Genomic DNA, 25,314 nt, shown 5'->3' on the forward strand with positions numbered 1-25,314 from the left:
GACCGCGGAGTTCAGTACGCTTGCAACGAATTCAGATGCTTACTGGAAAAAAATCCTTTGATCATCAGAAGCATGAGCAGAAAAGGAAATTGCTGGGACAACGCAGTAGCGGAGAGCTTCTTCAAGACGCTCAAAGCTGAATGTGTGTATCAGCATAAGTTCACAGACAAAGAGCAGGCAGCACTCATCGTTTTTGAATATATAGAGACTTGGTATAACCGTAAAAGATTACATTCTACACTGGGGTACTTGTCCCCAGAAGAATTTGGTAGAAACTTAAATAAACAAAATATTGCCGCTTAACTAAATGTCAACTTTAATGTTGCAATTCCAATTGGCACCCTCTAGATGTAAAATAGATACAATATTGTATAATTCTTATGCCGAAAATGATTTAAGAAAGGTTATCCTTTTTAAGAAAAATACTGATGGGTCATACACGGTTAAAGGAAGTTACGATGGCAGTTATGCTGGAGCTTTTTTTAATGGAATAGCGACTGATGAGCAATATCTTATCCTCGCCGAGTGCAACGCCAGAATGGGACTTATCGAGAAGGCCAGTAGTAATTTAAATACCTTACTAATTAAAAGAATTGCAACAGCTAGTTTTATCCCTAAACATTTCACTTCGAATGCAGAAGCATTGGATGAAATATTGAAAGAAAGAAGAAAAGAAATGATTGTAAGAGGTTTAAGATGGTCGGACATTAGAAGGCTAAGAAAGGAGCCTAATTATTCTCCTATTTTGAAAAGAAAATTAGGAAACAAAATTTTTGAGTTGCTTCCCAACGATAAAAGATATAACACTCTAATTCCAACAAAAATCATTCAATCGAGCAATCTGACCCAAAATGATAGATAATAAAAAATTGGAGGTTAAATTTTAACCTCCAATTAAAATGTTGTAGTGCTAGTCAGCTCTTAGTTTCACATTTGCTGTTTCTGTATCACTGCTTACTGCTGTATTTATTTCAGTTTGCAAAGTCGGACTAAAAGTAGCTGGGTGACCACTTGTTCCTTCTGGTGCTTTGATAAGGCAAACTTCACCTGTTTCTGGGCAAAATTCTGATGCCTCACCATCATTAGAAGGTTGAGTAGCCACTATATTATAACTAGATGCGCTGGTTCTGGGTCCAACGTTATCATATTCATACCATAATGACGCTAGAGTTTTACCAGCTTTATTATTGACATTCTTATCTGCTTTAAAAGCGAAAGTTAATACTGTTGTTAAAACAAGGGCGATTGCTGCAACCACTCCCATTACTTTTTTTGTAAGTGCCATAGGGCTTTAATGTTTAAGTTTAATATTAGGTTGTTTAAGATGAGTAGGCTCATCATATCAGTAATATGGGATTTCCCACGAGCGGGTACGTAACCTACTCCAACGTTTATACTCTTTGTCACAGCAACCCTTTCTTTTTTAGTTTAACTTACAATTGATTTGTTGATCTAAAGTTAGGCATGTAAATTAGGAGAACTACTGTTCCATGTCTCGAAATGAGTGTTCTCATGTCTCGATTTTCTGGTCAGGTGTCTGGAAATTTCAGACAGGTGTCTGAATATCTTACCTCTTTGACTATTTCGCCCCTTTAAACCTGTCCAGATGGCGTACGCTCATCCTAACGTATGGGGCAAATATGTTTTTATCGGTCTTATAGATGATTGAAGGATTGGTTTTTTTATAATAGTTTATCCTTTCTGTAGCCGTATCCATTCTTAGCATTAATTCGCGTTTACGTCCATCGATTAAATTTTCTTCATAAATCTCCAGTAACATTTTATAAAGTGAGACGTTGTCCTTTGCGAGGTTATCGGCTCTATAGAGATTTAGTGCGTATGCTTTGGTATCGCTAAGAAATTCAACGATTTCGGTGATGCCGTTTCTCTTACTCAGAAATCTGTTGCCAGGAATTAAGAAGCCGCTTTCCATTAACCACATTGTGTATACGGTTTCTCCATATTCTACCGTGCCACGAAGTAATCCTTCGGATATATAAAATAGTGTCGGTGTCTGTTGCCAAGGCGAATCACCCAAGACCCAGCCTTTTTTAAATTCTGTTTTTACAAAGAGATTTTTGAGCATTTCTACGGAATCTTTAGTAGCTGTATTAAAGGACTCCAGTTTTTTTATAAGGGCTTCCATATCGATAGGTAAATTGATAAAACCCACAATTAACAAAGATTTAACGATTATTTCACATGACACTTTTCAATAAAAAAGTGTCACATTTCGCTGAAATGGGGCATGATCTTGGAAAGAAATAGGTTTTTACCTGACAAAAAATAATTTCTTTTTTATGCGCAATTTGGTGATATTTACTTTTAATTACCTATTGATCCCTATGAAGCTTGCATTCTTCCAGTATCATATATCCTAAAAATGCTCAAACTTAAAGGGAAGATTTTAGAAAAATGAGCCCATTATGATCGAAGTACTAACCAGACTACAGACATATGCCGATGCTTTTGGGGAGCTGAAAGATTTCAGTTTAAAAGATAGCGACTATGCTGAAAAAGAAACCGGACTGAAAGACACATGGAGTGCTTTTAGCGAAAGGTTACAGCAGCGCATCGGTGAGCAGGATACAGAAGAGAAACTCTCTGTCCTTATTAAAATAACCCAGGACCGCTTAACCGAATTCGCTGATCAGGTTTTTGAATATTATAAGGGCGTTGAGGCATCAACAACCGGGTTTGAAGTTCGGATGAAGAAACTTTTTAACGATATTGAAAACGAAGTGGTCAGGATTCTGGAGTTTCTTAAGATGAACTTCTCCAAAAGCTTTAACTTTTACGGAAAAGTTCCCCGCTGGGTCTTTTATGTTAATAAGGATGTAGGATCAAAAAAAAACCTGATTATTTCCGGCCTGCAAAGTAAGGCTGTTAACAATGATCTTATCCTGTTAATACATGATTTTCTTAACCATTTTCAAGAAACTGAAGCCTACAGCACTAGAAATTGGCACCAATATGTTTATTACACAAGAGTGGTAAATAGGTTATGCCGCTTTGTGGATTCACCGGACACAGAAGAAGATACACTTAGGTTAATTAAGCTACTGATAGGTTATAACTTTAATACGTTGACTTTTTATGAGTTTATGCTGGAGTTCGTTTCAGGGATTGTAGATCCGCACGCACCCTACGAAGAGCAGGAAATTGAATTGCTTCACCTGCTCAAAATAATTGAGAATATCCGCCCGGAAATTAGAAAGGGATACAACCCTGAAGTTCCTACCTTACTCGAATCTGTCAGTGGTTCCATCCGGCGTGAGCTGGAACTGATCACAAAAATGAAAGAGGTACAGGCTCCGGCCATCTTAAACGGAACGGCAAATAAAAAATCGTGGTATTATTTTGAGGTGGCTACAAGTATCGAAGAACTGATCTTCTTAATCAAGGTTATGGTTGGCGTTCGTTTCATCAAAACGGATTCCAATGCGAATTTATACAGGTTTGTGGAACGTCATATAAGAACTGACCGGACAGCGAACGCTTCACCACAATACATGAGGAATATATTTTCGCCCAGCTGGGTTTTTCACTCAAAAGTAATCCGAAAGGTACGTGCATGGCTGATGTCAATGGTCAATTATATCGACACACATTTTGCGGAACAGCTCAAAGTCTTTTTGCTTATTTGGTTTCTAAGAGATCCAGCAATCCTCGACCTTTTAATAGCCTAACCAGTTCATTGAACCAGCTATAGCAGAAATTTTCTCTTTTCATTAGCTTTCCCCATCCCACATCTGTAATATCTCTTAATGTGGAAAAGCCTAATTCCGCACTTTTCATTTTAAAGTATTCACTAACTGGTAACTGGTCAATGAGCAAGTCAATAAACCCTTCATTATTTTGTTTTTTATTCTCTGGCATAACATAGAAGGAGCATTAACCTAATTGTTTTTTAATACGTCTGTAAAATTTATGGAGATTATGGTCATGGTACCGCCCAAGCGTGGCATACTGTAGCATTTATTACCATCAAAATATATTCCCTTTTATTTTCAGCACAACTGCTGTCCCTTGTATTCCTTTTTAATTCGCTGATTATTATCAAATGTAATTATCCTATACCAAATAAAAACACCTAAAACAAAAAAAATTACAACCCCATAGTGTAACTTAAAAACACCGTTTCCGTTTTCCAAAGACCATTTTTATTCATACCTGACAACTTGTATATGTCAGGTATGTCACTGTTTTAGAATGATAAATCATAGCAAATTGTCAATTATTTACCTAAAAACAAGCGTTATGATCAAAGAAATTGCAGAAAGCCATTACAAAGATGTACGTGAGGCATTAGAGAAAATTGACTCATCCGACCAGAGTATGGTTGCACAAAGAAAAGCCAGAGTGGAGACAACTTCACACTATCTTACCGGATTAAAAGAGAAAGTGCTTGATTATTCCTTTAACACTGTTGATGAGGAAGTTATATTTTTTAAGGAGATCAAACCTAAATTTAGTTGCCTTTTAATATTTTACAGTGATGTGGAGCGTATAGAAATGGACAAACCTGAAGGAGGGGTATCTCACCTAAAAGGTTACTATGAAAATGAACTCAAAGGAATTAAACGTTTTTTCGATGTGAACAGGCAAATTTATGCCTACTACAGATCAGAAGATGATTATCTTGACCCTCAATTGTTTGTTAGGGGAGTGACAGATCCGCCAAGGTGGTTGTGCAAACTTCGCATCGATCAAGATGAAAGATTTTCCACTGCCGGAGATTATATGTTTGCGAGGATCATGGCCAATGAACAAATTGCCCGATACCTTGAAAACGCAATTTCGGGACTTGAATTTCATCCTTTTACAGAAGATGAGATTGAAACCAACTGGACAGGCGAAACCATCAACTTACTGGAAATAGCCTATGGCATCTATTGCACTGCGCAGGTCAATCATGGCAAAATCGGGATTGGGGAGCTTGTGAGAAAATTTGAGAAGGTTTTTAATGTAAGCATTGGAAGACCATACAGACGGTTCTTAGAAATTAAACTCCGTAAGCGCCTTAGCAGAACAAAGTATTTGGATGATATGGTCAAAGCGGTCAATAAAAAAATTGACGATGAAGATGCTTATGATCCTAATGACAAGAAAACCGCAATTAAATCTTAAAATAGCTTCTCCCAGACACTTTATTTATGACACCTACCCAAGTGGTTGTCAATTAAAAATTCGTCACCTGCCAAACTTTGCTTTTGAACCCGGTGCAATGGAGCATCGGGAAAAAGTAAAGTATTATGTTACAACAATTTTCTTGGCAACATTTCCTTGTTGCAATCTCCCTACTCACGCTGATCTGGTACGTAGCTGTAATCCTGATCTTCTACCGCAAAGAGCTGAAATCCTTTCTTAAGGGTAAACCTTCTGAAGAGCCCACCGACAAGCCCCTGCCTCACTACTGGGACGACAAAGTAGATGAATTTCCTGTTGAAACAGATGATGACCTGATGGGAAAATCTAAAATGCCCGAAGGTGTATCTGTAATTGACATGGAGGAACTGCAATTCTCCGAGCCGGAAGACAAGACCGAGAAACTTGGGCTGGTTTCCGATGTGATCGAGGAGATCAAGCTGATCTTTAAAATTCTTGGTCAGGAAGACGGTAACAAACAGGACTTCCTGAAATTAATCGGGGAAGTCAAAAACCGCTATCCAAAGATCGCGTCAAGTCCCAGCCTTCCCCAGATCAACGAATTTATCCTGTCTAATGCCTCTTTTCATCTTTCTCCTGAAGAGCTGGAAGACCTCTGGTAATCTCTAATTCCCAAACCTTTTCTATTTCACCTTTAAAATATAGCACAATGAAAAATCAATTCATTAATCATAAAAAACAACTCTTTGGAAAATGGCTCCTGATGGCTTATACCATCTGTACCTACCATATATTATCGATCACTGCCGCTAACGCCCAGAATGGAAATGGGGAAGCTGGTATCCAAAAAGCAGCAGACGAAGTTGCAGGATATTTTGATACAGGCTGTACTTTAATGTATGCCATCGGTGCGGTAATGGGCATCATAGGCGCTGTTAAAGTTTTCAATAAATGGAATGCCGGAGAACCTGACACATCCAAAGTGGCATCTTCATGGTTTGGCTCCTGCATATTCCTGGTGATTGTAGCAACTGTTTTAAAATCATTTTTCGGGGTTTAGCCATGTCGAGCATCTATCAAATTAATAAAGGTGTGAGTAAGCCGATTATGTTCAAAGGACTGAAAGGACAGTATATCGCTTATCTGGCTATCGGCCTGCTCTTGCTGTTGTTGATTTTTGCAGTTGGCTACGTAGCAGGATTAAGTGTCTATCTGTTAGTACCAACCATTATCATTCTGGGCACCGCGCTTTTCTATGTTATATTCCGTTTGAGCTACCGTTTTGGTGAACACGGCCTGATGAAATTCTTTGCCAAGCGTAGCCTACCGCATCATTTGAAATTCCGTTCCAGACGCTTATTCACCCACTTAAAGCATAAACATTATGATCGAAGCAACTAAAATATTACCCATTTACAAAGTGGAACACAATTGCATTCTTTCTATGGCAGGAGATATTACTATGGTCTACAGTGCAACCCTGCCAGAAATATTTACCCTATCAGAAAGGGACTATGAAACTTTTCATCAAGCTTGGGTAAGGGCAATCAAATTATTGCCTCAGCATAGCGTGTTTCACAAACAGGATTGGTTTATAGCATCCAAGCACAAAGCAGATTATCAGAACAACAGCCAAAGTTTCTTATCCAGATCAAGTGAGCAGTTCTTTAATGAACGCCCATATTTGGATCATGAGTGCTTCATATTTTTGACCAAAAAGCCATCTGGCAGGAAACTATCAACTTCATCCTACAGCAACATTTGCCGTAAATCAATCGTGCCCTCCCAAACGATTGATCCACTTCTTTTTCAGGAGTTTTCAGATGCAGCAGGACAATTTGAACGTATTCTTACCGACACAGGGTTATGCACTTTAAAAAGGCTGGATGATGATGAGCTGGCAGGAACGGCAAATAAGCCGGGAATTATTGAACGTTACTGTTTCCTGTTAGGCCGTGATCAAATGCCGATGATCCGTGACATTCATGTTCAGGACGGCCTACAGGTTGGAGATAAAAAAGTGGAACTGTATGCGCTTGCCGACGCGGACGACCTGCCTGCCTTATGCGGCAGCCGTATCAACTACGATAAATACAGCACAGACAGGACAAAATTCAGTATAGGTTTTGCAAGTCCATTGGGAGCTTTGCTGAACTGCAACCACATCCTGAACCAATATGTTTTTATTGAAGACGCACAGCAGACGATCAAACGACTGGAGGCAAAAAAACTACGACTGCAATCCTTATCAGGCTATTCCCGCGAGAATGCCATAAACCGTGATGCTACCAATGACTTTTTAAATGAATCACTTGCTTCAGGTAAGTTACCAGTTAAAGCCCACTTTAACGTACTCGTATGGTCGGATGATCCAACTAAAACCGCAGACTTAAAAAATCTGGTTGGTTCAGCAATGGCGCAGATGGATGCTGTTGCCAAACAGGAAACAGATGGACAGGCTCAAATCTGGTTTGCAGGATTGCCTGGCAATGAAGCTGACTTCCCAATGAATGACACCTTTGACACTTTTTTGGAGCAATCAACCTGCTTTTTCAATTTGGAGACCAACTACAAATCTTCCCTCAGTCCTTTTGGTATCAGGTTAGGGGATCGTTTAACGGGAAATCCGGTTCATGTGGATATCAGTGATCTGCCTATGGAATTATCCTGGATCGGAAACAGGTCAAAATTTTTGTGCGGACCAAGTGGCTCAGGTAAAAGTTTCTTCACGAATCACATGATGCGCAGTTATCATGAACAAGGCTCGCATGTGGTGATTATGGATATTGGTCATAGCTACAGGGGACTATGCGATCTGGTAGACGGCTATTATTTTACTTATTCGGAAGATGATCCAATCCGGTTCAATCCATTTTATTTATCAGATGGTGACATGATGGATACCGAAAAGCGGGAAAGCATTAAGACCTTGCTTTTGGCGCTATGGAAAAAGGATGATGAGCCTTATACAAGGTCGGAGTATGTAGCTGTCTCGAACGCCCTGACCTTATATCTTGCCCATTTGGATCGCAATCCTGATGTTTTTCCATGCTTTAACTCGTTTTACGATTTTCTGATGTCCGAGTATATGCAGGTACTGGAACACGGCAAAGTGAAAGAAAAAGATTTTGACATTGGGAACTTTTTGTATGTCCTCAACCCTTATTACAAAGGCGGCGAATTTGATTACCTGCTGAACGCTACGGAAAATCTTGATATGCTTCATGAACGGTTCATAGTCTTCGAGCTGGACAATTTGAAGGATCATCCAATTCTGTTTACAGTAACTGTAATGGTGATTTTTGAATTGGTGATATCAAAGATGCGTAAGCTAAAAGGTATCCGAAAGGTAATGCTGATTGAGGAATGCTGGAAGGCGATTGCAAAGCCTGGGACAGCGGAATATGTGCGTTACCTGTTCAAAACCATGCGTAAGTTTTTTGGGGAGCCTATCGTCGTTACCCAAGAAGTGGATGACATTATCGGCTCACCCATTGTTAAAAACGCCATCATTAATAACAGCGATTGCAAAATTCTGCTCGATCAGAGCAAGTACCAGAATAAGTTCGACCAGATACAGGAGCTATTGGGATTAACCGATAAAGAAAAGGCGCAGATTCTTTCCCTGAATAAAGCAAACGATCCCGACAAAAAATACAAAGAGGTCTTCATTTCACTGGGTAGTGAACATTCCAAGGTTTACCGTACAGAAGTATCCCTAGAGGAATATTTGACTTATACCACCGAAGAGCGGGAAAAGAACCAGGTTCAGGAATACGCCAGAAAATATGGAAGTATCCAAAAGGGTATAGCGGTACTTGCAAAGGAATTAAAAACTAAAAAATAGCCTTATGAAAACACTTAGCATTTTATTGGTGCTCGCAGTGATGATAATTTTTGCCTGTAACAACAACGACACGAGGTCTTTTATCCCTGGAACCTATGTGGATACTACAGGCAGTTCAAAAAGTAAAGCCAGCGATACACTTATTATTGAGTTCACAGGAGAAAGTAATAATTATGTGATCCATCGAAAAACTGGATATAACCTTATTTCTAAAAATGAAATCGGAAATAGAGAATATGCAAGTGAAGAATGGACCGCGATTTATGATAGTGGCACCAGAACGTTAAAGGTGCCCTTCCCTGTAAAACTCATCACATTTTATCCTCAATCCGGTAAACTCTGTATCCGGCAGAGAGCGTATCAGAAGCTAGAGCTACCTTAATCATCATCAGAGATTTCCAAGTAAATACCAATTAATCATATCGATATGAATATTAGAAAACTAACCGGAGTATGGCCATACTCCGGTAAAATCAAGAATCTTATGAAAAAGTACATGGTCATCCTGCCAGTCAGTGCAATGACGCTTTTTGTTGCGATGCCCACAGGGGCTAACGCACAGATTGCCGTTGTTGAAGTGATCAAAGCAGGCGTAAAAAAAGTAATTAAAGCAGTAGACCTGAAAATACAGCGCCTACAGAATGAAACCATCTGGTTACAAAATGCGCAAAAGGTACTAGAAAACCAATTGTCCAAACTAAAGCTGACCGAGATCGCCGATTGGACAGAGAAGCAAAAGAACCTATATAGCGAATATTATGATGAGCTATGGAAAATCAAGTCATCCATCGCTTATTACAAACGCATCAAGGATCTTACCGCTAAGCAGATTGCCATAGTTGACGAGTATAAATGGGCGTGGAACCTTTTCCGGCAGGACAAACATTTCAAGGCCGAAGAGCTGGAGTATATGGAGAAAATTTATTCGGGCATTTTGGAGGAAAGTATCCAAAACCTTGACCAGATCCTGCTCGTGATAAGCTCCTTTAAAACACAAATGAGCGATGCAGAAAGGCTCGTGATCATTAACAAGGCCGCAGATCAGATGGATGTCAATTACTCAGATCTCAAAAAATTCAACAGTCAGAATATTTCCACCAGTATCCAGAGATCAAACTCGCTGGATGAAACTGCTAAACTCAAAGAAATTTATGGAATCGAAGAATAACATCAGTAAAATGGCTGTTTTGGTCTGCCTGTTCATGGCATTCACCTCTCAGCTTACCCAGGCACAAACTTTTGGAGAGTTCTTTAACCAGAAAAAAACTCAAAAAAAATACCTGCTTGAACAGATCGCCGCCTTGCAAGTGTACATTGGTTACGCGAAAAAAGGCTATGATATTGCCAGTACAGGTCTTCAGAGTATAAAAGATATTACTGGTGGTGAGTTTGGTCTGCATACGGCCTACATCACTTCGCTGAAAGCGGTAAGCCCTGTCATCCGAAATAATATCAAAGTTGCAGAGATCATCGAAATCCAGCTTAATATCAGCAGGGCATTTGGATCGGTCAAATCCAGTGAATCCCTATCGCTATCCAATCAATTGTATATTCTTGACGTACGGGAAAAAGTGATGGATGAGTGTGCAAAAGACTTAGAGGAACTACTACTGGTAATTACTTGGGGTAAGGTGGAAATGAGCGAAAAGGAACGCATCAGGCGGCTTGACCGCATTTACAGTTCCATTACCGATAAATATGGATTCACCATAGATTTCGTGGGGCAGGTAATGACACTGATCAACCAGAGAGAAAAAGAACAGGATTTTATTAACCGTTTAAGAAAAAGCTATGAAAACTATTAAGCTCATGCCCTTTGTGATCATGCTTTTGATGATCACAGGAATTACCAAAATTAAAGCACAATCTACGGAAGTACAACAGCTGCTCTTAAATGTCGAAAAATTAAGTCAGATGAAGAATATTCTGCAGGACATGAAAAAAGGGTATACCATTGTTTCAGGTGGTTACAATGCCATCAAGGATATTTCACAGGGAAATTTTTCCCTTCATGAAGTTTTTTTGGACGGTCTGATGCTGGTCAGTCCCGAAGTCAAAAAATACAGGCGCGTGATTGACATTATCTCCTATCAAAAACGGATTGTATCCGAATATAAATCGGCGTTCAGCAACTTTAAAGCCACGGGTAATTTTAACCCTACTGAAGTCGATTATCTGGGCAGGGTCTACAAACAGCTATTTGATCAGAGCGTAGATAATCTCGATCAACTATTAATGATCATTACCTCGTCACAACTTAGAATGAGTGATGAGGAGCGCCTAAGTGCCATTGACCAGATTTTTGAAGACACACAGGATAAGCTGATGTTCTTACGGAGCTTCAACAGTGAAACCCTCATACTTTCCCTGCAACGGGAGAAACATAGGGCAGATATTAAACAGAGTCTAAACTTATACCCCTAATCCTTACTGTTATGAGAACAAAGAAAATAAAAATACCACTTCTGGTGGTTACTGCTTTATTGCTATTTCCTTTCTCAGGGATGGCTATGGATTTTTCCGAGGAAGTAAAAGGACTACAATCTGTTTTGGATAAGGTCTATGATGAAATGATCCCCCTTTGCAAAGACCTGATGTCGGTTGCAATGGGTATAGCTGGTTTTGGTGCCCTCTGGTATATTGCCAGCCGGGTTTGGGGCAATATTGCCCGCGCCGAACCTATCGACTTTTACCCCTTATTGCGCCCATTTGCTTTGGGACTGGCGATCATGTTTTTCCCCGCCGTGCTTGGCGTAATGAATGGTGTGCTAAAACCCACCGTGCTTGGTACCAATGCTATGGTCAAAGACAGTGATAAGGCTATTAAAGCCCTGCTTTTACAAAAAGAATTAGAGCTGAAAAAGACCCAAAAATGGAAGGCACTGGTGGGTGATGACGGTCTTGGTGACCGGAAAGAGTGGTACAAATACACACATCCCAAAGAAGTAGAACAAGGTAAGGAGGAAAGTTGGTACGCAGCAATTGGCAATAATATCCTTTTTTGGGCTGATAAACAGGACTACAAAATGAGGCAGGGCTTTAAGAAATTTTTGAGTGAGGTGCTTCAATTGGGTTATTATGCCGCCTCTTTATGTATCAATACCGTTCGTACTTTCTTTTTGATCGTTCTGGCTATACTTGGTCCTTTAGTATTTGGGTTTGCCGTTTTTGATGGCCTGCAACATACCCTTTCCGTCTGGATTGCAAGGTACATCAACACCTACCTTTGGCTTCCCATTGCTAACATTTTCGGGGCGATATTAGGTAAAATCCAGCAAAACATGATCAAACTTGATATCAGCGAGGCACAGCAAACTGGTGACACGTTTTTCAGTTCAGAAGACACCGCATACCTGATTTTTATGATCATTGGAATTTTCGGTTACTTCTGCGTACCTAATGTCGCAAACGCTATTATTCATGCGGGAGGTGGTAATTCTCTATTGAACAAAGTCAACTCTATGGTAGGTATGGCAGGCGGTGCAGGGCAAAAGGTCGGTGCCAAAAGTATGGCTGGCGCACAGGCCGGTGCCGGAATGATCGTTGACCGCTTTGATGATTCCCGCCGTAACCTTGATAAAAGTATGGCAGAGGCATCGGGTCAGGATTATTTCAAAGATAAGCTTTCGGGAAAACCGAGTTAGCATTTTCAACCATTAAACACGATTATTATGTTCACACAATTTAGAAATATTGATTCTGCTTTTAAGCACATCAAGACGTTCAGCATTTTTCTGATCATTGCGGCAGTTTCCATTGCTTGCTTTTCAATTTTCTACAATGTCAGGGTCATTGAAAAAGCCAGTAACCGGATTTATATCCTGTATAACGGAAAAGTATTAGAGGCAGTTGCTTCAGATAAGAAAAGCAACATTCCGGTGGAATTGAGAGATCACATCAAAACGTTTCATCAGCTTTTCTTCAACCTGAACCCCGATGATAAGGCAATCAGGGCAACCGTGGGCAGGGCTTTGTATCTGTCCGACGAATCGGCAAAAAAACAGTACGACAATCTTAGGGAATCAGGATATTATAATAACCTGATCTCAGCCAATATCGCAAAGGAAGTTCAGCTGGACAGTATAAAGTTAAATATAGAACAGTATCCCTATCAGTTCACCTATTACGGCACCGAAAAGCTGGTCAGGTCAAGCAGTACTGTTTTTCGCAGGCTCGTTACGCAGGGGTATGTCTATGATCTCAAAGAGCAGACCGATGAGAATCCTCACGGCTTTATCATCCGCAACTGGGAAATATTAGAAAATCAGGATTTACCCCCTAAATCATAAGCCATGAAATTTTTCACCAAATCACCGGAAAGAAATGAAGGAAATACATTTTCCGATCAACTTTCTCAAAAAGTAAACAGACAGGGGCAAAAGCTTGCAAAGCACTTAAACAGAAAGGTGAACTCCCTTAACGGGAAAACATTGCTTTTCCTGCTAATACTGTTTTGCGCCCTGTATGGAGCGTACTGCCTGTTCCTGATCATCAGCGTAATTAATTAATTATTCATTTCAAAATATTAAGATATGGAAACTAAAAAACGAATTGACAAGAGGAAAATCCTGTTGTTGCTACCCTTGCTCATCGTGCCTTTGCTCGCATCGGGCTTCCACTTATTGGGCGGTGGAAAAGGCGATGATTTGTCAGGCCAGCAGAATGTGAAAGGCGGGATCAATCAAAGCCTGCCTGATGCCGCATTTAAAAAAGATCAGCCAAAGGAAAAAATAGACTACTATGACCAGGCGGACAAAGACTCATTGAACAGAAGAGCTAACAGCATTGCAGATGTGGCAAAAAACCTTGGCTTTAATAGCCAGGTCGAACAGCCCCAGACCAGAGAGATCAACACCAAACTGGAAGCGCTGAACAGGGAGATCAATAAACCGATTGAACCCACAGATTACCGAAGGGGAACTTCCGCAGTACATAATCAGCCATCATCTATAAAAAGTGATGTGGACAGGCTTGAAGCGCTGATGAAAACCATGCAGGAAAATAAAACTGAAGATCCGGAAATGCAACAGCTAAACGGGCTGATGCAGAATATTTTGGATATTCAGCATCCAGAACGCCTACAGCAAAAATACAAGGAGCAACAAACGGTGAGCGCAGACAGTCAGTTCCGCGCTATTCCAGCCACACTTGCCGAAAGTAAAAAAGTTGTACAGGGCGCAACCGTCAAACTTATTTTGCAGGATACCTTACGGATTAAAGGCGTTCTGATCCCAAAAGGACACAATCTTTATGGCGCCTGCAAAATCGTCAATCAGCGCCTGTTACTGGACATCAAACAGATCCGGTTGGGCACATCTATTATTCCTGTTGACCTTTCTGTATATAGCCTGGATGGAATGCTTGGCATCGATGCTCCTGAAGCCATGCTTACCGATGCCGTCAACAGTGGTACAGATCAGGCCGTTCGTGACATAGGTTTAATGGGGATAGATCAGACCTTGGCTACACAGGTTGCAGGTGCCGGAATTGACGCTGCAAAGAACCTGATGAGCAAAAAATTAAGAAAGGTGAAAGTCAAAATACAGGCTGGTCGTCCGATCCTCTTACGTAATAATCAGCTTAAAACCCGATAACGGATCTTATGGCAAACTTAAGTGATCCATTGATGGCCGGAGATCTGCGGGATCATCTGGAAAAGCAGGCCGCAAGTGGGCATAAATGGGTGGTCTATGACACCGACAATCCAATCAGTTCCCGGTATGACCTTCAATGCTTCGCGGGCGAATCTGAAGCTATAAGTTATGCAAAAGAGTATCAGCAGATATGGAACTGGCATGAAGCCGTACCAATTGGCAACCTGATCTATGAGCTGAAAGAGCTGGAAAGAACTCAATTACGGTCATCATTAAAGACTGAAATAGATAACCCAAATTCAACATTAAAATTAAATAACGTTAGCATGGATGTAAAGGTCAATAGAGCGAAACAGCTCTGGGAAAATTGGGAGCGCCAGGAAAAACAGATTGAAAGTCTTGCAGGGGTAACCAATGACAGGAACTCACTAAAGTACAAATATAACTTCTTAAGTAATGGCTTAGCTCGCCTGTCTGGAAACCCTACAGAGAATGAAAAACTTTTTATGCAAGCGATTAAAACGGTTACTGCCAAACTGCAAAAGGAACTGTATCCTAATCCTTTTGTCAGGATGTTGCACCGCCTCAAAGTTTTCATTATCGACAAGCCTGCTCATTTGGAGCAGTTCAACAGAAACAAAAGCGAGAATCTTCAGGCGCTAAACGGACAGTTTAAATCAGCGGGTCTTCATCATTTTGTAGATAACCTGCAAAATAAACTTGACTTTGAAAGTCCTGTAGTTGAATTAAGATCGTTGAGTGGATTAAATAACAATAATAAAATTGAAGTCAATGTCAATCTGGAAAAGAGCAAGCTAGGAAGTTACCAGTTTAATGGCTATGATGTAGCCCTCACTAAAGAAAATGGCGAAAAGATAAGCTTCAACTTTTCTGCTGAAAGCAGGATTACCCTGACTGAAGCCGTAAATCTTTTACAGGGCAGGCCAGTATATAAAAGTTATGAAAACGCAGATGGCTCCCATTCCCAAAGATGGATACAGCTTGATAGGCAACAGGAAAATGATTTAAAACCCCAGTTGCTCATCTATCCACCAAATTATGACTACGATTTGAAACAGGTACTGCTGGAAAGCGGAACACAGCTGGAATTTTATACTGTTGCCAATGATTCAATTAGACGCGGACTTGAAGCAGGCAACCGGGTGGAATTTCAGGTCAATGGAAACGGTAGGTATAGTGTCACCGCTGATCCTTCTGCAAGAAAGGTGGAATTTTTCGATGCGGAAAGAAAGCCGATAAGCATATCCTCACTAAAAAGGATCATTCACCCTGTAAAACAGCATAAAAACAAGGAAACAAATATTATTCAACAAAAGGAAGTTCAGCAGGATAATCAAATGAGAATCATCCGTTGAACCAATTTAACCTAAAAACATAAGATATGAGTACGATTAATTTAAACAATCTCGAAGACCGCAAAGCGGATATGAGAGATCTTGGTGCCAGTGAAGAATCCATTAAAAAAATGGAAGAAAACATGAGAAACGGGCTACTGAATTTTAATGTACGGGAAACGAAGCAAGCCGCAAATGGCCATGTGGACATTACCTACCCCTTTAAACGTTCAGAACAGTCTGACAACTATTATATGTCCAAATTTACTGTTGAACATCATAAGATTAAACCACTGGAGGAAGGCCAGTCTTACTTTATTATCACTCCAAGGACGGATGGTAAAAACGATATTAAAAAGTTTGATCATCCTATAGATGCCATAGAACAGTTTAAAAAAAGAGAAGGCAATGTTGAACTGGCTATTGGCAAAGATGTGGCACATAAAACTACGCTTGCCAGTATGGAAAAAGGAGAAGTCAATTTCGTATCAAGGGACTTTCGTGGTGCATTTTACGGTAAACCTATTGAACAGACATTTTTTACCGAACAAGGTAAAGGCTTTACTGCCCCTCAAGCAGCCAACTTGGTTCAAGGCCGATCAGTTTACCGTGATGATCTGGTAGATCATAAAAGTGGAAGCATCTTTAAAGCGTGGGTCAGCTTGGATATGGATAGCGGTAAAACTGGCCTGAATTTCAGGCTGTCTATGCACCGAGACCCAGAGTACGGCTTTGACTTGTCAAAAGTGATCAGCGATTACAATATCAAAGGTATGGACAAACCAGAAAATAGGGAACAATTAGAAAATGCATTAAAAAACGGAGACAGGCCGAGGGTAATAGCCAGCAATGGTACTAAAAACCACGAATTAGATATCGAAACTGCCGTCCGTTTCAAAAAGGTTAATTTCTTCAATCCAGATGGGTCTCCTGAAAAACGTGAACAGTTTCTTTCCAAACCTGCGCAGGCTGCCCTTCTTGATAAGGACAAATCAAAAGAAAAAGACCTGGCACAAGGTCAGGAAATGGCTCGATAAGTTGCCTTTAGTACGAAATCAATTATTAATTTTTCACTTAATAAATAAAATCATGAAAAGATTCTTTGAATTAAAAACGCTGATTATTTCAGCTGAATCGGATGCCCGTAAGTTTTACGAAAGGGGAAACAAAGCCGCAGGGGTAAGATTACGTAAAGCGTTATTGTTGGGCAAAACAATAGCGCAGGATATTAGAAAAGAGGTATCCGCCAAAAAGAACGTATAGCTCTTTATTTTGCAAATCGATTAGCCTGAATGGAAACATTCAGGCTTTTTTTATGCCTTAACCCACCGTAACTGTCTTTGGACTTAACCTTTCCCATTTCCCTCGCCCAGTTTTCTTTTCTTATTTTTTCCACTTACATCTTTCAAATCTTTCCTGTTTCCCTGCTAAGTGCTGAATGACTAGCTAAGTCATATAAAATCCCCCCTAAGCCTAAATCTTAACAAAGATCTGAACAATCCTTTTTCCGACAAGGCAACCCTTCGGGTTTGCTGAAAAAAAATCTTCCCTGCTCGCTGCGCTCACGAGGTTTTTTTTTTCGCAAAGCCTTGATCTTGAAAAAAGGATTGTGATCAGGTGAGGGTATTAGATTAAGGCGAGGAGGCCCCCGCCGACGATATTTTTTAAAACCCACAGTCCCATGAAAACAAAAAAAGGCAGAAGCCCACCCACAGCAACCCACAGCGGAGCGGACGCACCGCAAAGGCACAAACACCCGAACAACGGGCAATTAACAGGAAACATTTTTTAATAATCACTAATACAAAAGTTATGAAAACTACAGTAATCGAAAGCAACAAAGGAAAAGAAAAAGTAAACAGTTCAGCAGTAAATAGCAAAGCCGAAAAAGACAAGGTAAACGGCTTACCTATTAGTTCATCGTTTGAAGATAATGCAAAAGGGGAAACACCTGCCGGTAATGCCGAGGAGCAAAAACCTCTGACTGAAAATGTGCAGGCGCAAGCAAAATCGGAAGCCCCAAAAGCGCAAGCCGAGCAACCAACAGCAGAGCCCACCAAAGCAGAGATTAAAGCAAAGTTAGCGGAGGAAAAACCTGCCCTTAACCTTGAACAGACCCTTAAAAAAATAAAAGACCTTGGGCGTCTTTCAAATCAAAGGGATAAACTGATCGAAACCACTGATACACTTGATGCCTTTGAAATTGCGCAAATGGATGAAGCAGAGGAAACCAACGTGAACCATTATCAAGGATGTACCCTTATCATCAAAGACGATACAGGCCGGGAATTTAAAACCAAAAACCCTTTTATCATCGATAAAACTGCCAATCAGATTAAAACCCTTTGCTATGATAAACTAGCCGAGGTGGAAGCACAAATTTCCCTTACCCTGTAATCTCCTTAATGCCCTTACTCATGGTAGGGGCATTATTTACCCTTAATTCCTTCATTATGAAAACTTACACTTTAATCTTTACGATCCGTATAGAAGTTTCTAGCTCCCTTACTTTATCTAAAGCGGTGCAGGAGCTTGAAACCGAAACAAATTATAGTATTGGCAGTACAGAAAATGTAACGGTACTGGAAACGGAAATCTTAGAATCTTTTATTTCTGATACTAAGCAATTATGAAATGGTTTAATGACTGCACCAGCCTTGACGAGGTTAAGGCGATGTATAAAAAACTGGCTAAACAATATCATCCCGATCTAGGGGGCGATACAGCTACCATGCAGGAGATCAATAAAGAATTTGCGTTTGCATCCGCAAAGGCAATTAAAGGAGATAGTAAACTATCCGAGGAAGAAACAGAAAATGAAATCCGTTTTTCCGAGGAATACAGACAGGCTATTGAAAAGATCATTCATTTGGAAGGAATTACAATTGAACTTGTTGGCTATTGGATTTGGGTCACTGGAAATACCTACCCAGTTAAATCCACCCTAAAGGAAGCAGGTTATCTTTTTGCTTCTAAAAAATTAGCATGGTACTTCCGTACGGGAGAATACAAAGTTACCAAAGGCGGTAAAAAGTCGCTTGAGGAAATCCGTTCCAAATACGGCAGTGAAATCCTTAAGGACAACAAATCAAAAAACCATCATTTTATTAACTGATTAAAGCGGAGGCGCAACCCTTCAAAGGGCGCATTTCTTATGAAAACTTTAAATAAAAATAGCAACATAATTTTTTGTGCGCTTTTAGGAAAACTAAACGGCAATGATTACATCGAGATTGATAATGAGGGTTTTATGCCCTTAGTGCTTGAAAGAATTGGCGAGCGCATTCTTACCCCTTACGGCTTCGCATGTCACTATAGTTTACTCCATTATTATAAGCAAATGGGTGATATGATGAGAGACCCCGAAATGCGCTTTATTGTCGTAGATCAGCGTCTGGCGGACACAACAGCGTACGAAAAGGTGAAAATAATCCCTTCTATGTTTCAGCAGGACAGTATTGGGTTATTTGAAGAAAGTGTTTTGATCATTGATAGTATCACTAAGAAATATGCTCCACAGATGAACGCAGACCAAGCCGCATTCGCTAACCTATGGTTGTCAAATATCAAAAGTCAGGGATTTTTAGACTAAACCTTATCGCTATGAATACAAAAAAAGGAACTTTTATTCCGCAGGATGCGGAGGAAATGGGATACCATGAATATTTGGATTATTGGGTTTGCAAATGCAAAAACTTTGAAAAACTGGACGGTTTTAATGCCAGTGACCGATACGGCAATTTGATTAGTCCGATTGGCGCAGAATATTGCAGGTGTGAGCGGTGCGGTAGTGTTATAGAGGTTAAAAGCCATACCATAATTGGAATTAACCCAAACCCTGATCGGGGAAGATTTTAACCGCTGAAATTAACTAATCGACTTGAAAACATAGGGAATGAAAGTTCCCTATCTAAAAAAAAAGCTATGAAAAGTTTATCAATCGGCTATGATTTTATTTTTAATGTAGCCATAAAGAAAGTTAATGGCAAGACCTTTAAAAGCCATACGGTTAACGGGCTTGGCAGTAGCTACGACAATGCACTCTGGGATATATATTTTAAGCTGAAAAAAAAACGTGCTGAAATTTTGCAGATAAACAGCGTGCGGGTTGCCCGTATAGCCTTTGCCATCCAAGATGGAAAATCTATTCCTTTAAGTTTGGCAGACTGTCCCCCACATATTCCCGAAGACCTGAAAAATTCAATGAAAAATTTACCTAAAAAAATCTGATCATGAAAGCTATAGAAGATTTAACAAATACAGAAAAAGCAAGGTTGTTGCATGACCTTTTCCCAGCAGAAATGCCGCTTTTTTTAAAGCATTTACAAAATGTGTGTAACGATTTCCGTGAAAATAAAGAGCGGTACGCCAAAGAATGGGACAGTGGATTTATAGGATTTGATTACTGGTTTTCTTTATCCGAGGAAACCGCAGGGATTTTAAAACGCCATTCTTTCAATATGGCTAAAAGTAGCAGGGTTTTTAGCGATCAGCTATTTTTTACTTACACCAGCCTTTTTGTAAATGACCGGATTATTAAGTACGCAGATCATAAAAGCGTGAATGAGAAGTTTAAAATTGCCGTGGACTTGATATATAAATACTTAAAGATAGCCCCTTGGAAGACTAAAAAAGCCCTTTAAACGCCTATAAAATGGTATTAATAGGGCTTTTTTGGCAGGTGCTCTAAGTGACTTATAGGTGATGTTCGTACATGCTTGGCTAAAATAAAATAATATAAAAACCATATAGCAGAAATAAAACAATTCTGCTATATGGTTTAAGTTAAATACCGATTGTTTATTACACAGCTCTTGATCTGCCACCGAAAGGCATAGCTACCATGCAAGCAGAAGGAATTTTATAGGCTGGATAACCTTGGGTATCCAAATTCCAATATCTTATCCAAATAATCATAGTTAAAAAGGCGTTATAGATGAAAAAACAAAGTAACATGAACCTGATTTGGGCGATTATATTTATAGCTGGCGGCTTTTTTTTAAGATTTCAAATTAATAAGAGACAATTCAACAGGAGAAATATGGCAGGAGTGGAAGAATTTAAATCATACGGGAATGCGTATACCATTCAAATGCTTGAAAAGGTTGGTAGATTTGTTGGGGCGTTCCTGATCATAATCGGAATACTAATCGCTATATCATATTTCTTTGCAACCCATAAATAAAAATTAACGGACATAATAACAGTCATAGCGTTATTTCGATGAGGTTGTTTTACGATGATATCTTGTAATTGAACTACCAATTTTCGATAGAAGTTTTTTGTTAAGTTTGGTTTCTGATGACCAGTATCTCTTTCCGTTTTGCATTTTTACACTGACTATTCCTAGTAATATGTCTGATATAAACACATAGAAGCTACCAGTTGGTTCTTTTGGCTGGATGAATAATTTCTGTTCATTAAGTAGGATTTCAAATCCAGTATATTTAGTGCCGTCCATGTGATTTTATTCCTATCCGGTCAGAATTAGTGGGTTTGGCGCTAAAATAATCCTAAATAATTTAATGTTGATGCAATCTGTCACTTAAAATTGGTTCATATAAGAGTTCCTGTTAATTTAAAAGCACTTCCAGGTGTGTCAGCTGTATGTTAAAGCATTATAATTGCAATATTTTCAAATTTGTTCATTTTGTTCAATTTAAAATAGCTTTATGCACGATATTTTCTGCATAATAATGGGGTGAAACCTGCGACTATACCTGATAAGCAGGAAACCAATGACAAATAGTGGTAGAATCAAGGGTAAATAATCGGCTTGAGACAATAATTCATTATTTCGTACGTATTATAGTAGAGAGCGTTAATTTAGATTGCGGTAAACATTCGGTATAATTGTTTGCCGCTTTTTTTATAATGTTTCTTTTGGTATTTCCCGTACCACGTCTTTGGCTTTTTTATCGTACCTGAAGCCAAGGATCGTTGCAGGTTTTCTGATGCGTCCAGATTTTGTCCACGCAGCAAATTCAAAATTCGCCACAAGTTGTGGCTTTACCCAATGGGTCTTAGCACCTTTTGTGTCCAGTACCTTATTGACAAAAGGCGATTTATCCGTTTCAATCTTTTTTAACTTTTCAAGAATGGCAGGCATTTCGCTAAGTTTGTAGCCCCCGCCAGACCTGCCGATCCAAGTTAATTTACCGTTTTCATATGCTCCAAAAAGCAGTGACTTAAAAGATCTTGTTTTTTCTGAATCTGCCCATCCGCCGATTACAAATTCCTGCCTTTTTCGGGTAGGAATTTTCACCCAATATTCACCGCGATAGCCAGCTATGTAAGGGCTCTCTTTGTCTTTAGCAACAATCCCTTCCAAATCCATTTCGAAGGTTTTTTGATAGAGGGCTTCCCCGTCGTCGTAGCTATCGCTAAATTTTAATACTTCGTTATCGGATAACAATGTTTTTAATAGTTCCTTTCTCTTCAAAAGCGGTAGTTCCATCAAATTGTGCCCATCAAGCCAAAGCAAATCAAACACACAATACTGTATTGAGGTTTCATGCCCGTTGTAGAGCTGTATTGCATCAAAATCAGGTTTACCTTCATCCGTGAAAACAACCACTTCGCCATCCAAAATAACATCATGCCCGAGCGATTTCAGTGCTTTGGCAATTAAGGGATAACGTTTGGTATAATCTAACCCCCCTCTGGAGTTCATACGAACCTGATCGGATTCAACTTTAGAAACAATCCTATAACCGTCCCATTTCAATTCAAAAAGATAATTTGAATTTTTAGGTGGTTTTTTCACCAGTGTACATAGCATTGGTGAAATATGGTCTGGCATATTTGATTTTTTAAACTTGCTCATTTGTGATCTTTATAGCATTAACATAAACAAACCACAGTAGTTTTGGATGGCTGTAAAAATTACAACAAGCTACTAGTCAATATGATATTTATAAATTTTTCGTTAGATTAGAAATTAATAATGTCCATTCTTAATGTTATTGATATGAAAACGTTGAAAAAGACACCACTTTTAAATTACCTGTTCTTACTTCTTTTTATCTCCGCCTGTTCCTCTTCAGGCAAACTGAAAGATGATATTTCTGGAAAATATGCTTCTACGGGTGAGAATAATTATGACTATTTCAAGGACACTATGCAAGTAAAATCCAACGATCATGGTAAATTTGACATCCAAATAATCGCCATATGGTCTGCCGCAAAGCAGGACGATCCCGAAAGGCCAAATAAGAATAAAAAAGCAGGTGTATGGAACGATTATGGTTCCGGTGACCTAGAAGTAGCGACATTACAAGCCAGTGATACCACACTTAGGATTACCGAACCTATGACAGGACAAGTGCGAATATTTAAAGTTAACACCGATCAGAAGACGATTATTCAGATTTCTGCTGATGGCACCAAAAAGACTTACACTAAAATTCCCGATTGATCATTATATCTTCTTTTATAATGATAAAAAAACCATCCTATTTTAGTAGGTTGGTCTTTTGGTTTAGAAAGTTGATTAATTATTGGGATTACGGGAAACCGTAAAGGTCTAGTTTTAGTCTTTACGATATTTGAATATGGAAAAATTACAGGATTTAAAAATAGAACTGAAAGGATCTGATGCATCAGCCATACGTCATGGCCTCAAATTAGCAATTGACGAGCTTAATAAATACGTAAATGGCTCAGATCGGATACTTGCCAGCAGACTTAATGTTATTTTGAAAAAAAACGAATCGCTTTCAGACCTGTTAGAACTCGCAGGGTCGGATGTTGTAGATATGCGTAACGGCCTTTATTGCGCCATGAAATTGCTTGATGAAAACAAAAACGATGATGATACAAAACTTGCTGATCAACTTGAAGTTATCTTTGAAAAAGTTCAGATGAGATCAGAATAAAAAAGGTACTATCAAATATTTTAAGATGGATTAAGCATTTAGAAAGTTGAAACAATCAATAATTCATATAGCACTTTTAGTTAACGACTACGATGAAGCCATCGAATTTTATGTAGAAAAACTGAATTTCACAGTAATTGAAGATTCCCAACTTTCAGATTTAAAACGATGGGTTTTAATTCAACCCCCTGGTTCTTCAGGATGTTGTCTGCTTCTAGCTAAAGCAGTTGATGAATCACAAAAATCAGTAATCGGTAACCAAAGCGGGGGAAGAGTTTTTTTATTTCTAGGTACTAATGATTTTAATAGGGATTACGCGATGATGGTAGCTAATGGTGTTGTGTTTGTACGCGATCCCGTTGATGAAATTTATGGGAAAGTTGCTGTATTCAAAGATCTTTATGGCAATTTATGGGATTTAATACAGCAAAATAAAGGATAAACCAAAGTATTATTCACACATCCTTTGGTGGAGAAATAAAAAGAAATTAAGTGAATAAAACAGGGCAGGAAATACAAGAATTAATTAATAAGGGGTCACATTCATTGTAATATACAGTTAGGATACGGTTCAGAAATAAAATAATTAACCTACTGTTTTCTTAAATTGTGAGGCAGTTTGCCCAAAAACACTTTTAAAGGTTTTGTTCAAATGGCTTTCATCCGTAAAGTTCATTTCATTGGCAATTTCAGTAATTGTAAGATCACTATATTTCAGACGTGTTTTAATCAGTTCTAATTTGTACTTGGTGATATAATCTTTAATCGTGTTTCCTGTCTGCTGTTTGAAGTATCTGTTTAAATGATCTGGAGATTTATTGAAATGGGCTGAAATGTTTTCGATCTTAATCAATTCCTTAGCATAAATATGTTGCTGGACATATACTGTTATCTCATGAATCCTGTCTTTTGGGTTATGGATTTTAGAAATGCTGATAATATTTTGTTGTATATTTCTTGCAATCAAATGTAATAGTAAAAAAACGATGTTTTGAGTGATAATGTTTGAAAAAGAAAGCTGGTTTTCCTTCTCTTCTATTAGTTGGGTTATTAAAACCTTAAATAAATTTTTATCCGATTCTGCTACGAGATTTCCCGTTACACCATGATGATTATGAAATATGTATTCCAGGCGTTTAAAAAAATCACCAACATCCATTTTTTCTTCCTTTCTGAAAGCACTCCTTGAAAAAAAATTCTCTGTAAAATCTATGATGCAGAATTTGGTATAATTTTCGATCCTAAAAGTATGTGCATCGTCAGGAGTTAATAGAAATATATCTCCTTCAAAAAACTCAAAGTGGTTATTGTTAATGTTATGGATACCCGATCCTTTCATCACATAAATCATCTCAAAGAAGTAGTGTCTATGTAAACCAGATGTATTAGAGGTGATTTCCTTGATCGTCACCTCTACGTCTTGAAATAGCTGCAAAGTTTTCATGTCTTAAAGCTACCGAAAAACATCGGTTTTTTACCTGTTTTATTTTTCGTTGCCATTGTAATTTTACAATTCAATTAAAACTGATTTT

34 protein-coding genes are annotated in these 25,314 nt (G+C 39.0%); 30 read left to right on the plus strand and 4 right to left on the minus strand.

Annotated features, from left to right (window positions below):
* Both LY11_RS16845 and LY11_RS16850 read left to right on the plus strand, forming a co-directional pair.
* Nucleotides 1-303, plus strand: a 303-nt coding sequence (locus LY11_RS16845; protein ID WP_146610862.1) for an IS3 family transposase, incomplete at its 5' end; no start/stop codon positions are given.
* Between the two features lie 4 nt (nucleotides 304-307).
* Nucleotides 308-862, plus strand: a complete 555-nt coding sequence (locus tag LY11_RS16850; protein WP_111634817.1) for a RagB/SusD family nutrient uptake outer membrane protein — start codon at nucleotides 308-310, stop codon at nucleotides 860-862.
* Between the two features lie 48 nt (nucleotides 863-910).
* Here the strand turns inward: LY11_RS16850 and LY11_RS16855 are convergent, their stop codons facing one another.
* Nucleotides 911-1,285 (minus strand): hypothetical protein, encoded by a 375-nt coding sequence (locus tag LY11_RS16855; RefSeq protein ID WP_111634818.1) that lies wholly within the window; start codon nucleotides 1,283-1,285, stop codon nucleotides 911-913.
* 294 nt (nucleotides 1,286-1,579) lie between these two features.
* Nucleotides 1,580-2,146 carry a hypothetical protein gene (locus LY11_RS16860; RefSeq protein ID WP_111634819.1) on the minus strand — a complete coding sequence of 189 codons (567 nt, stop codon included), beginning with the start codon at nucleotides 2,144-2,146 and terminating at the stop codon, nucleotides 1,580-1,582.
* A gap of 280 nt (nucleotides 2,147-2,426) precedes the next feature.
* On the opposite strand from LY11_RS16860, the gene LY11_RS16865 reads away from it, so the two are divergent.
* From LY11_RS16865 to LY11_RS16985, 25 genes are all read left to right on the plus strand, one after another.
* Nucleotides 2,427-3,689: a hypothetical protein gene (locus LY11_RS16865; protein ID WP_111634820.1), complete on the plus strand. Its 1,263-nt coding sequence runs from the start codon at nucleotides 2,427-2,429 to the stop codon at nucleotides 3,687-3,689.
* Between the two features lie 571 nt (nucleotides 3,690-4,260).
* The gene (locus LY11_RS16870; RefSeq protein WP_170132711.1) at nucleotides 4,261-5,130 is read left to right on the plus strand and encodes an RteC domain-containing protein; all 870 of its coding nucleotides are present in this window, start codon (nucleotides 4,261-4,263) and stop codon (nucleotides 5,128-5,130) included.
* Between the two features lie 125 nt (nucleotides 5,131-5,255).
* Nucleotides 5,256-5,771 (plus strand): hypothetical protein, encoded by a 516-nt coding sequence (locus LY11_RS16875; RefSeq protein WP_111634822.1) that lies wholly within the window; start codon nucleotides 5,256-5,258, stop codon nucleotides 5,769-5,771.
* A gap of 47 nt (nucleotides 5,772-5,818) precedes the next feature.
* A complete protein-coding gene (locus tag LY11_RS16880; protein WP_111634823.1) occupies nucleotides 5,819-6,169 on the plus strand; it encodes a DUF4134 domain-containing protein in 351 nt (116 codons plus the stop codon).
* Between the two features lie 2 nt (nucleotides 6,170-6,171).
* Complete coding sequence (locus LY11_RS16885; RefSeq protein WP_111634824.1) at nucleotides 6,172-6,510, plus strand: DUF4133 domain-containing protein; 339 nt, start codon at nucleotides 6,172-6,174, stop codon at nucleotides 6,508-6,510.
* Nucleotides 6,494-8,956, plus strand: a complete 2,463-nt coding sequence (locus tag LY11_RS16890; RefSeq protein ID WP_111634825.1) for a TraG family conjugative transposon ATPase — start codon at nucleotides 6,494-6,496, stop codon at nucleotides 8,954-8,956. Before LY11_RS16885 ends, LY11_RS16890 begins: the two co-directional genes overlap by 17 nt.
* Before the next feature lie 4 nt (nucleotides 8,957-8,960).
* Complete coding sequence (locus LY11_RS16895) at nucleotides 8,961-9,338, plus strand: hypothetical protein (protein WP_111634826.1); 378 nt, start codon at nucleotides 8,961-8,963, stop codon at nucleotides 9,336-9,338.
* Between the two features lie 45 nt (nucleotides 9,339-9,383).
* Complete coding sequence (locus tag LY11_RS16900; RefSeq protein ID WP_245952809.1) at nucleotides 9,384-10,124, plus strand: conjugal transfer protein TraI; 741 nt, start codon at nucleotides 9,384-9,386, stop codon at nucleotides 10,122-10,124.
* The gene (locus tag LY11_RS16905; protein ID WP_111634915.1) at nucleotides 10,108-10,761 is read left to right on the plus strand and encodes a hypothetical protein; all 654 of its coding nucleotides are present in this window, start codon (nucleotides 10,108-10,110) and stop codon (nucleotides 10,759-10,761) included. The genes LY11_RS16900 and LY11_RS16905 overlap by 17 nt, the downstream gene beginning before the upstream one ends.
* Nucleotides 10,748-11,380, plus strand: coding sequence for a TerB family tellurite resistance protein (locus LY11_RS16910; protein WP_111634827.1), 633 nt, complete (start codon nucleotides 10,748-10,750; stop codon nucleotides 11,378-11,380). Before LY11_RS16905 ends, LY11_RS16910 begins: the two co-directional genes overlap by 14 nt.
* Before the next feature lie 11 nt (nucleotides 11,381-11,391).
* Complete coding sequence (gene traJ / locus LY11_RS16915) at nucleotides 11,392-12,600, plus strand: conjugative transposon protein TraJ (RefSeq protein WP_111634828.1); 1,209 nt, start codon at nucleotides 11,392-11,394, stop codon at nucleotides 12,598-12,600.
* Nucleotides 12,601-12,627: 27 nt separating this feature from the next.
* Nucleotides 12,628-13,245, plus strand: coding sequence for a conjugative transposon protein TraK (traK, locus tag LY11_RS16920; RefSeq protein ID WP_111634829.1), 618 nt, complete (start codon nucleotides 12,628-12,630; stop codon nucleotides 13,243-13,245).
* Nucleotides 13,246-13,248: 3 nt separating this feature from the next.
* Nucleotides 13,249-13,464: a hypothetical protein gene (locus tag LY11_RS16925; protein WP_111634830.1), complete on the plus strand. Its 216-nt coding sequence runs from the start codon at nucleotides 13,249-13,251 to the stop codon at nucleotides 13,462-13,464.
* Between the two features lie 24 nt (nucleotides 13,465-13,488).
* Nucleotides 13,489-14,550, plus strand: coding sequence for a conjugative transposon protein TraM (gene traM, locus LY11_RS16930; RefSeq protein ID WP_111634831.1), 1,062 nt, complete (start codon nucleotides 13,489-13,491; stop codon nucleotides 14,548-14,550).
* 8 nt (nucleotides 14,551-14,558) lie between these two features.
* Entirely contained in the window at nucleotides 14,559-15,926 is a 1,368-nt protein-coding gene (locus LY11_RS16935; protein WP_111634832.1) for a hypothetical protein, read from the plus strand.
* 26 nt (nucleotides 15,927-15,952) lie between these two features.
* Nucleotides 15,953-16,942 (plus strand): hypothetical protein, encoded by a 990-nt coding sequence (locus tag LY11_RS16940; protein WP_111634833.1) that lies wholly within the window; start codon nucleotides 15,953-15,955, stop codon nucleotides 16,940-16,942.
* A 52-nt stretch (nucleotides 16,943-16,994) separates the two neighbouring features.
* Complete coding sequence (locus LY11_RS16945) at nucleotides 16,995-17,168, plus strand: histone H1 (protein ID WP_111634834.1); 174 nt, start codon at nucleotides 16,995-16,997, stop codon at nucleotides 17,166-17,168.
* Between the two features lie 549 nt (nucleotides 17,169-17,717).
* Nucleotides 17,718-18,302 (plus strand): hypothetical protein, encoded by a 585-nt coding sequence (locus LY11_RS16950; protein ID WP_111634835.1) that lies wholly within the window; start codon nucleotides 17,718-17,720, stop codon nucleotides 18,300-18,302.
* Nucleotides 18,303-18,358: 56 nt separating this feature from the next.
* Nucleotides 18,359-18,538 carry a hypothetical protein gene (locus LY11_RS16955; RefSeq protein ID WP_111634836.1) on the plus strand — a complete coding sequence of 60 codons (180 nt, stop codon included), beginning with the start codon at nucleotides 18,359-18,361 and terminating at the stop codon, nucleotides 18,536-18,538.
* A complete protein-coding gene (locus tag LY11_RS16960; protein WP_111634837.1) occupies nucleotides 18,535-19,020 on the plus strand; it encodes a J domain-containing protein in 486 nt (161 codons plus the stop codon). The genes LY11_RS16955 and LY11_RS16960 overlap by 4 nt, the downstream gene beginning before the upstream one ends.
* Nucleotides 19,021-19,059: 39 nt before the next feature.
* A complete protein-coding gene (locus LY11_RS16965; RefSeq protein ID WP_111634838.1) occupies nucleotides 19,060-19,497 on the plus strand; it encodes a DUF6908 domain-containing protein in 438 nt (145 codons plus the stop codon).
* An 11-nt stretch (nucleotides 19,498-19,508) separates the two neighbouring features.
* Nucleotides 19,509-19,763, plus strand: coding sequence for a hypothetical protein (locus LY11_RS16970; RefSeq protein WP_111634839.1), 255 nt, complete (start codon nucleotides 19,509-19,511; stop codon nucleotides 19,761-19,763).
* 66 nt (nucleotides 19,764-19,829) lie between these two features.
* Entirely contained in the window at nucleotides 19,830-20,135 is a 306-nt protein-coding gene (locus LY11_RS16975; protein ID WP_111634840.1) for a hypothetical protein, read from the plus strand.
* Between the two features lie 2 nt (nucleotides 20,136-20,137).
* A complete protein-coding gene (locus tag LY11_RS16980; RefSeq protein WP_111634841.1) occupies nucleotides 20,138-20,548 on the plus strand; it encodes a hypothetical protein in 411 nt (136 codons plus the stop codon).
* Nucleotides 20,549-20,841: 293 nt separating this feature from the next.
* Nucleotides 20,842-21,090 carry a molybdenum ABC transporter permease gene (locus LY11_RS16985; protein ID WP_111634842.1) on the plus strand — a complete coding sequence of 83 codons (249 nt, stop codon included), beginning with the start codon at nucleotides 20,842-20,844 and terminating at the stop codon, nucleotides 21,088-21,090.
* 684 nt (nucleotides 21,091-21,774) lie between these two features.
* Here the strand turns inward: LY11_RS16985 and ligD are convergent.
* The gene (ligD, locus tag LY11_RS16990; RefSeq protein ID WP_111634843.1) at nucleotides 21,775-22,731 is read right to left on the minus strand and encodes a non-homologous end-joining DNA ligase; all 957 of its coding nucleotides are present in this window, start codon (nucleotides 22,729-22,731) and stop codon (nucleotides 21,775-21,777) included.
* A gap of 144 nt (nucleotides 22,732-22,875) precedes the next feature.
* Between ligD and LY11_RS16995 the strand changes: the two genes are divergently transcribed.
* The 3 genes from LY11_RS16995 to LY11_RS17005 all read left to right on the plus strand — a co-directional run bounded on the left by LY11_RS16995 (nucleotide 22,876) and on the right by LY11_RS17005 (nucleotide 24,224).
* Nucleotides 22,876-23,322, plus strand: coding sequence for a hypothetical protein (locus LY11_RS16995; protein WP_146610864.1), 447 nt, complete (start codon nucleotides 22,876-22,878; stop codon nucleotides 23,320-23,322).
* 136 nt (nucleotides 23,323-23,458) lie between these two features.
* Complete coding sequence (locus LY11_RS17000; RefSeq protein WP_111634845.1) at nucleotides 23,459-23,782, plus strand: hypothetical protein; 324 nt, start codon at nucleotides 23,459-23,461, stop codon at nucleotides 23,780-23,782.
* Nucleotides 23,783-23,828: 46 nt separating this feature from the next.
* The gene (locus LY11_RS17005) at nucleotides 23,829-24,224 is read left to right on the plus strand and encodes a VOC family protein (RefSeq protein WP_111634846.1); all 396 of its coding nucleotides are present in this window, start codon (nucleotides 23,829-23,831) and stop codon (nucleotides 24,222-24,224) included.
* A gap of 144 nt (nucleotides 24,225-24,368) precedes the next feature.
* On the opposite strand, the gene LY11_RS17010 is transcribed toward LY11_RS17005, so the two are convergent.
* Nucleotides 24,369-25,226 carry an AraC family transcriptional regulator gene (locus LY11_RS17010; protein WP_111634847.1) on the minus strand — a complete coding sequence of 286 codons (858 nt, stop codon included), beginning with the start codon at nucleotides 25,224-25,226 and terminating at the stop codon, nucleotides 24,369-24,371.
* Between the last annotated feature and the right edge of the window lie 88 nt (nucleotides 25,227-25,314).

Source organism: Pedobacter cryoconitis (assembly GCF_003259615.1).
In the GTDB taxonomy this organism is placed as follows: domain Bacteria; phylum Bacteroidota; class Bacteroidia; order Sphingobacteriales; family Sphingobacteriaceae; genus Pedobacter; species Pedobacter cryoconitis.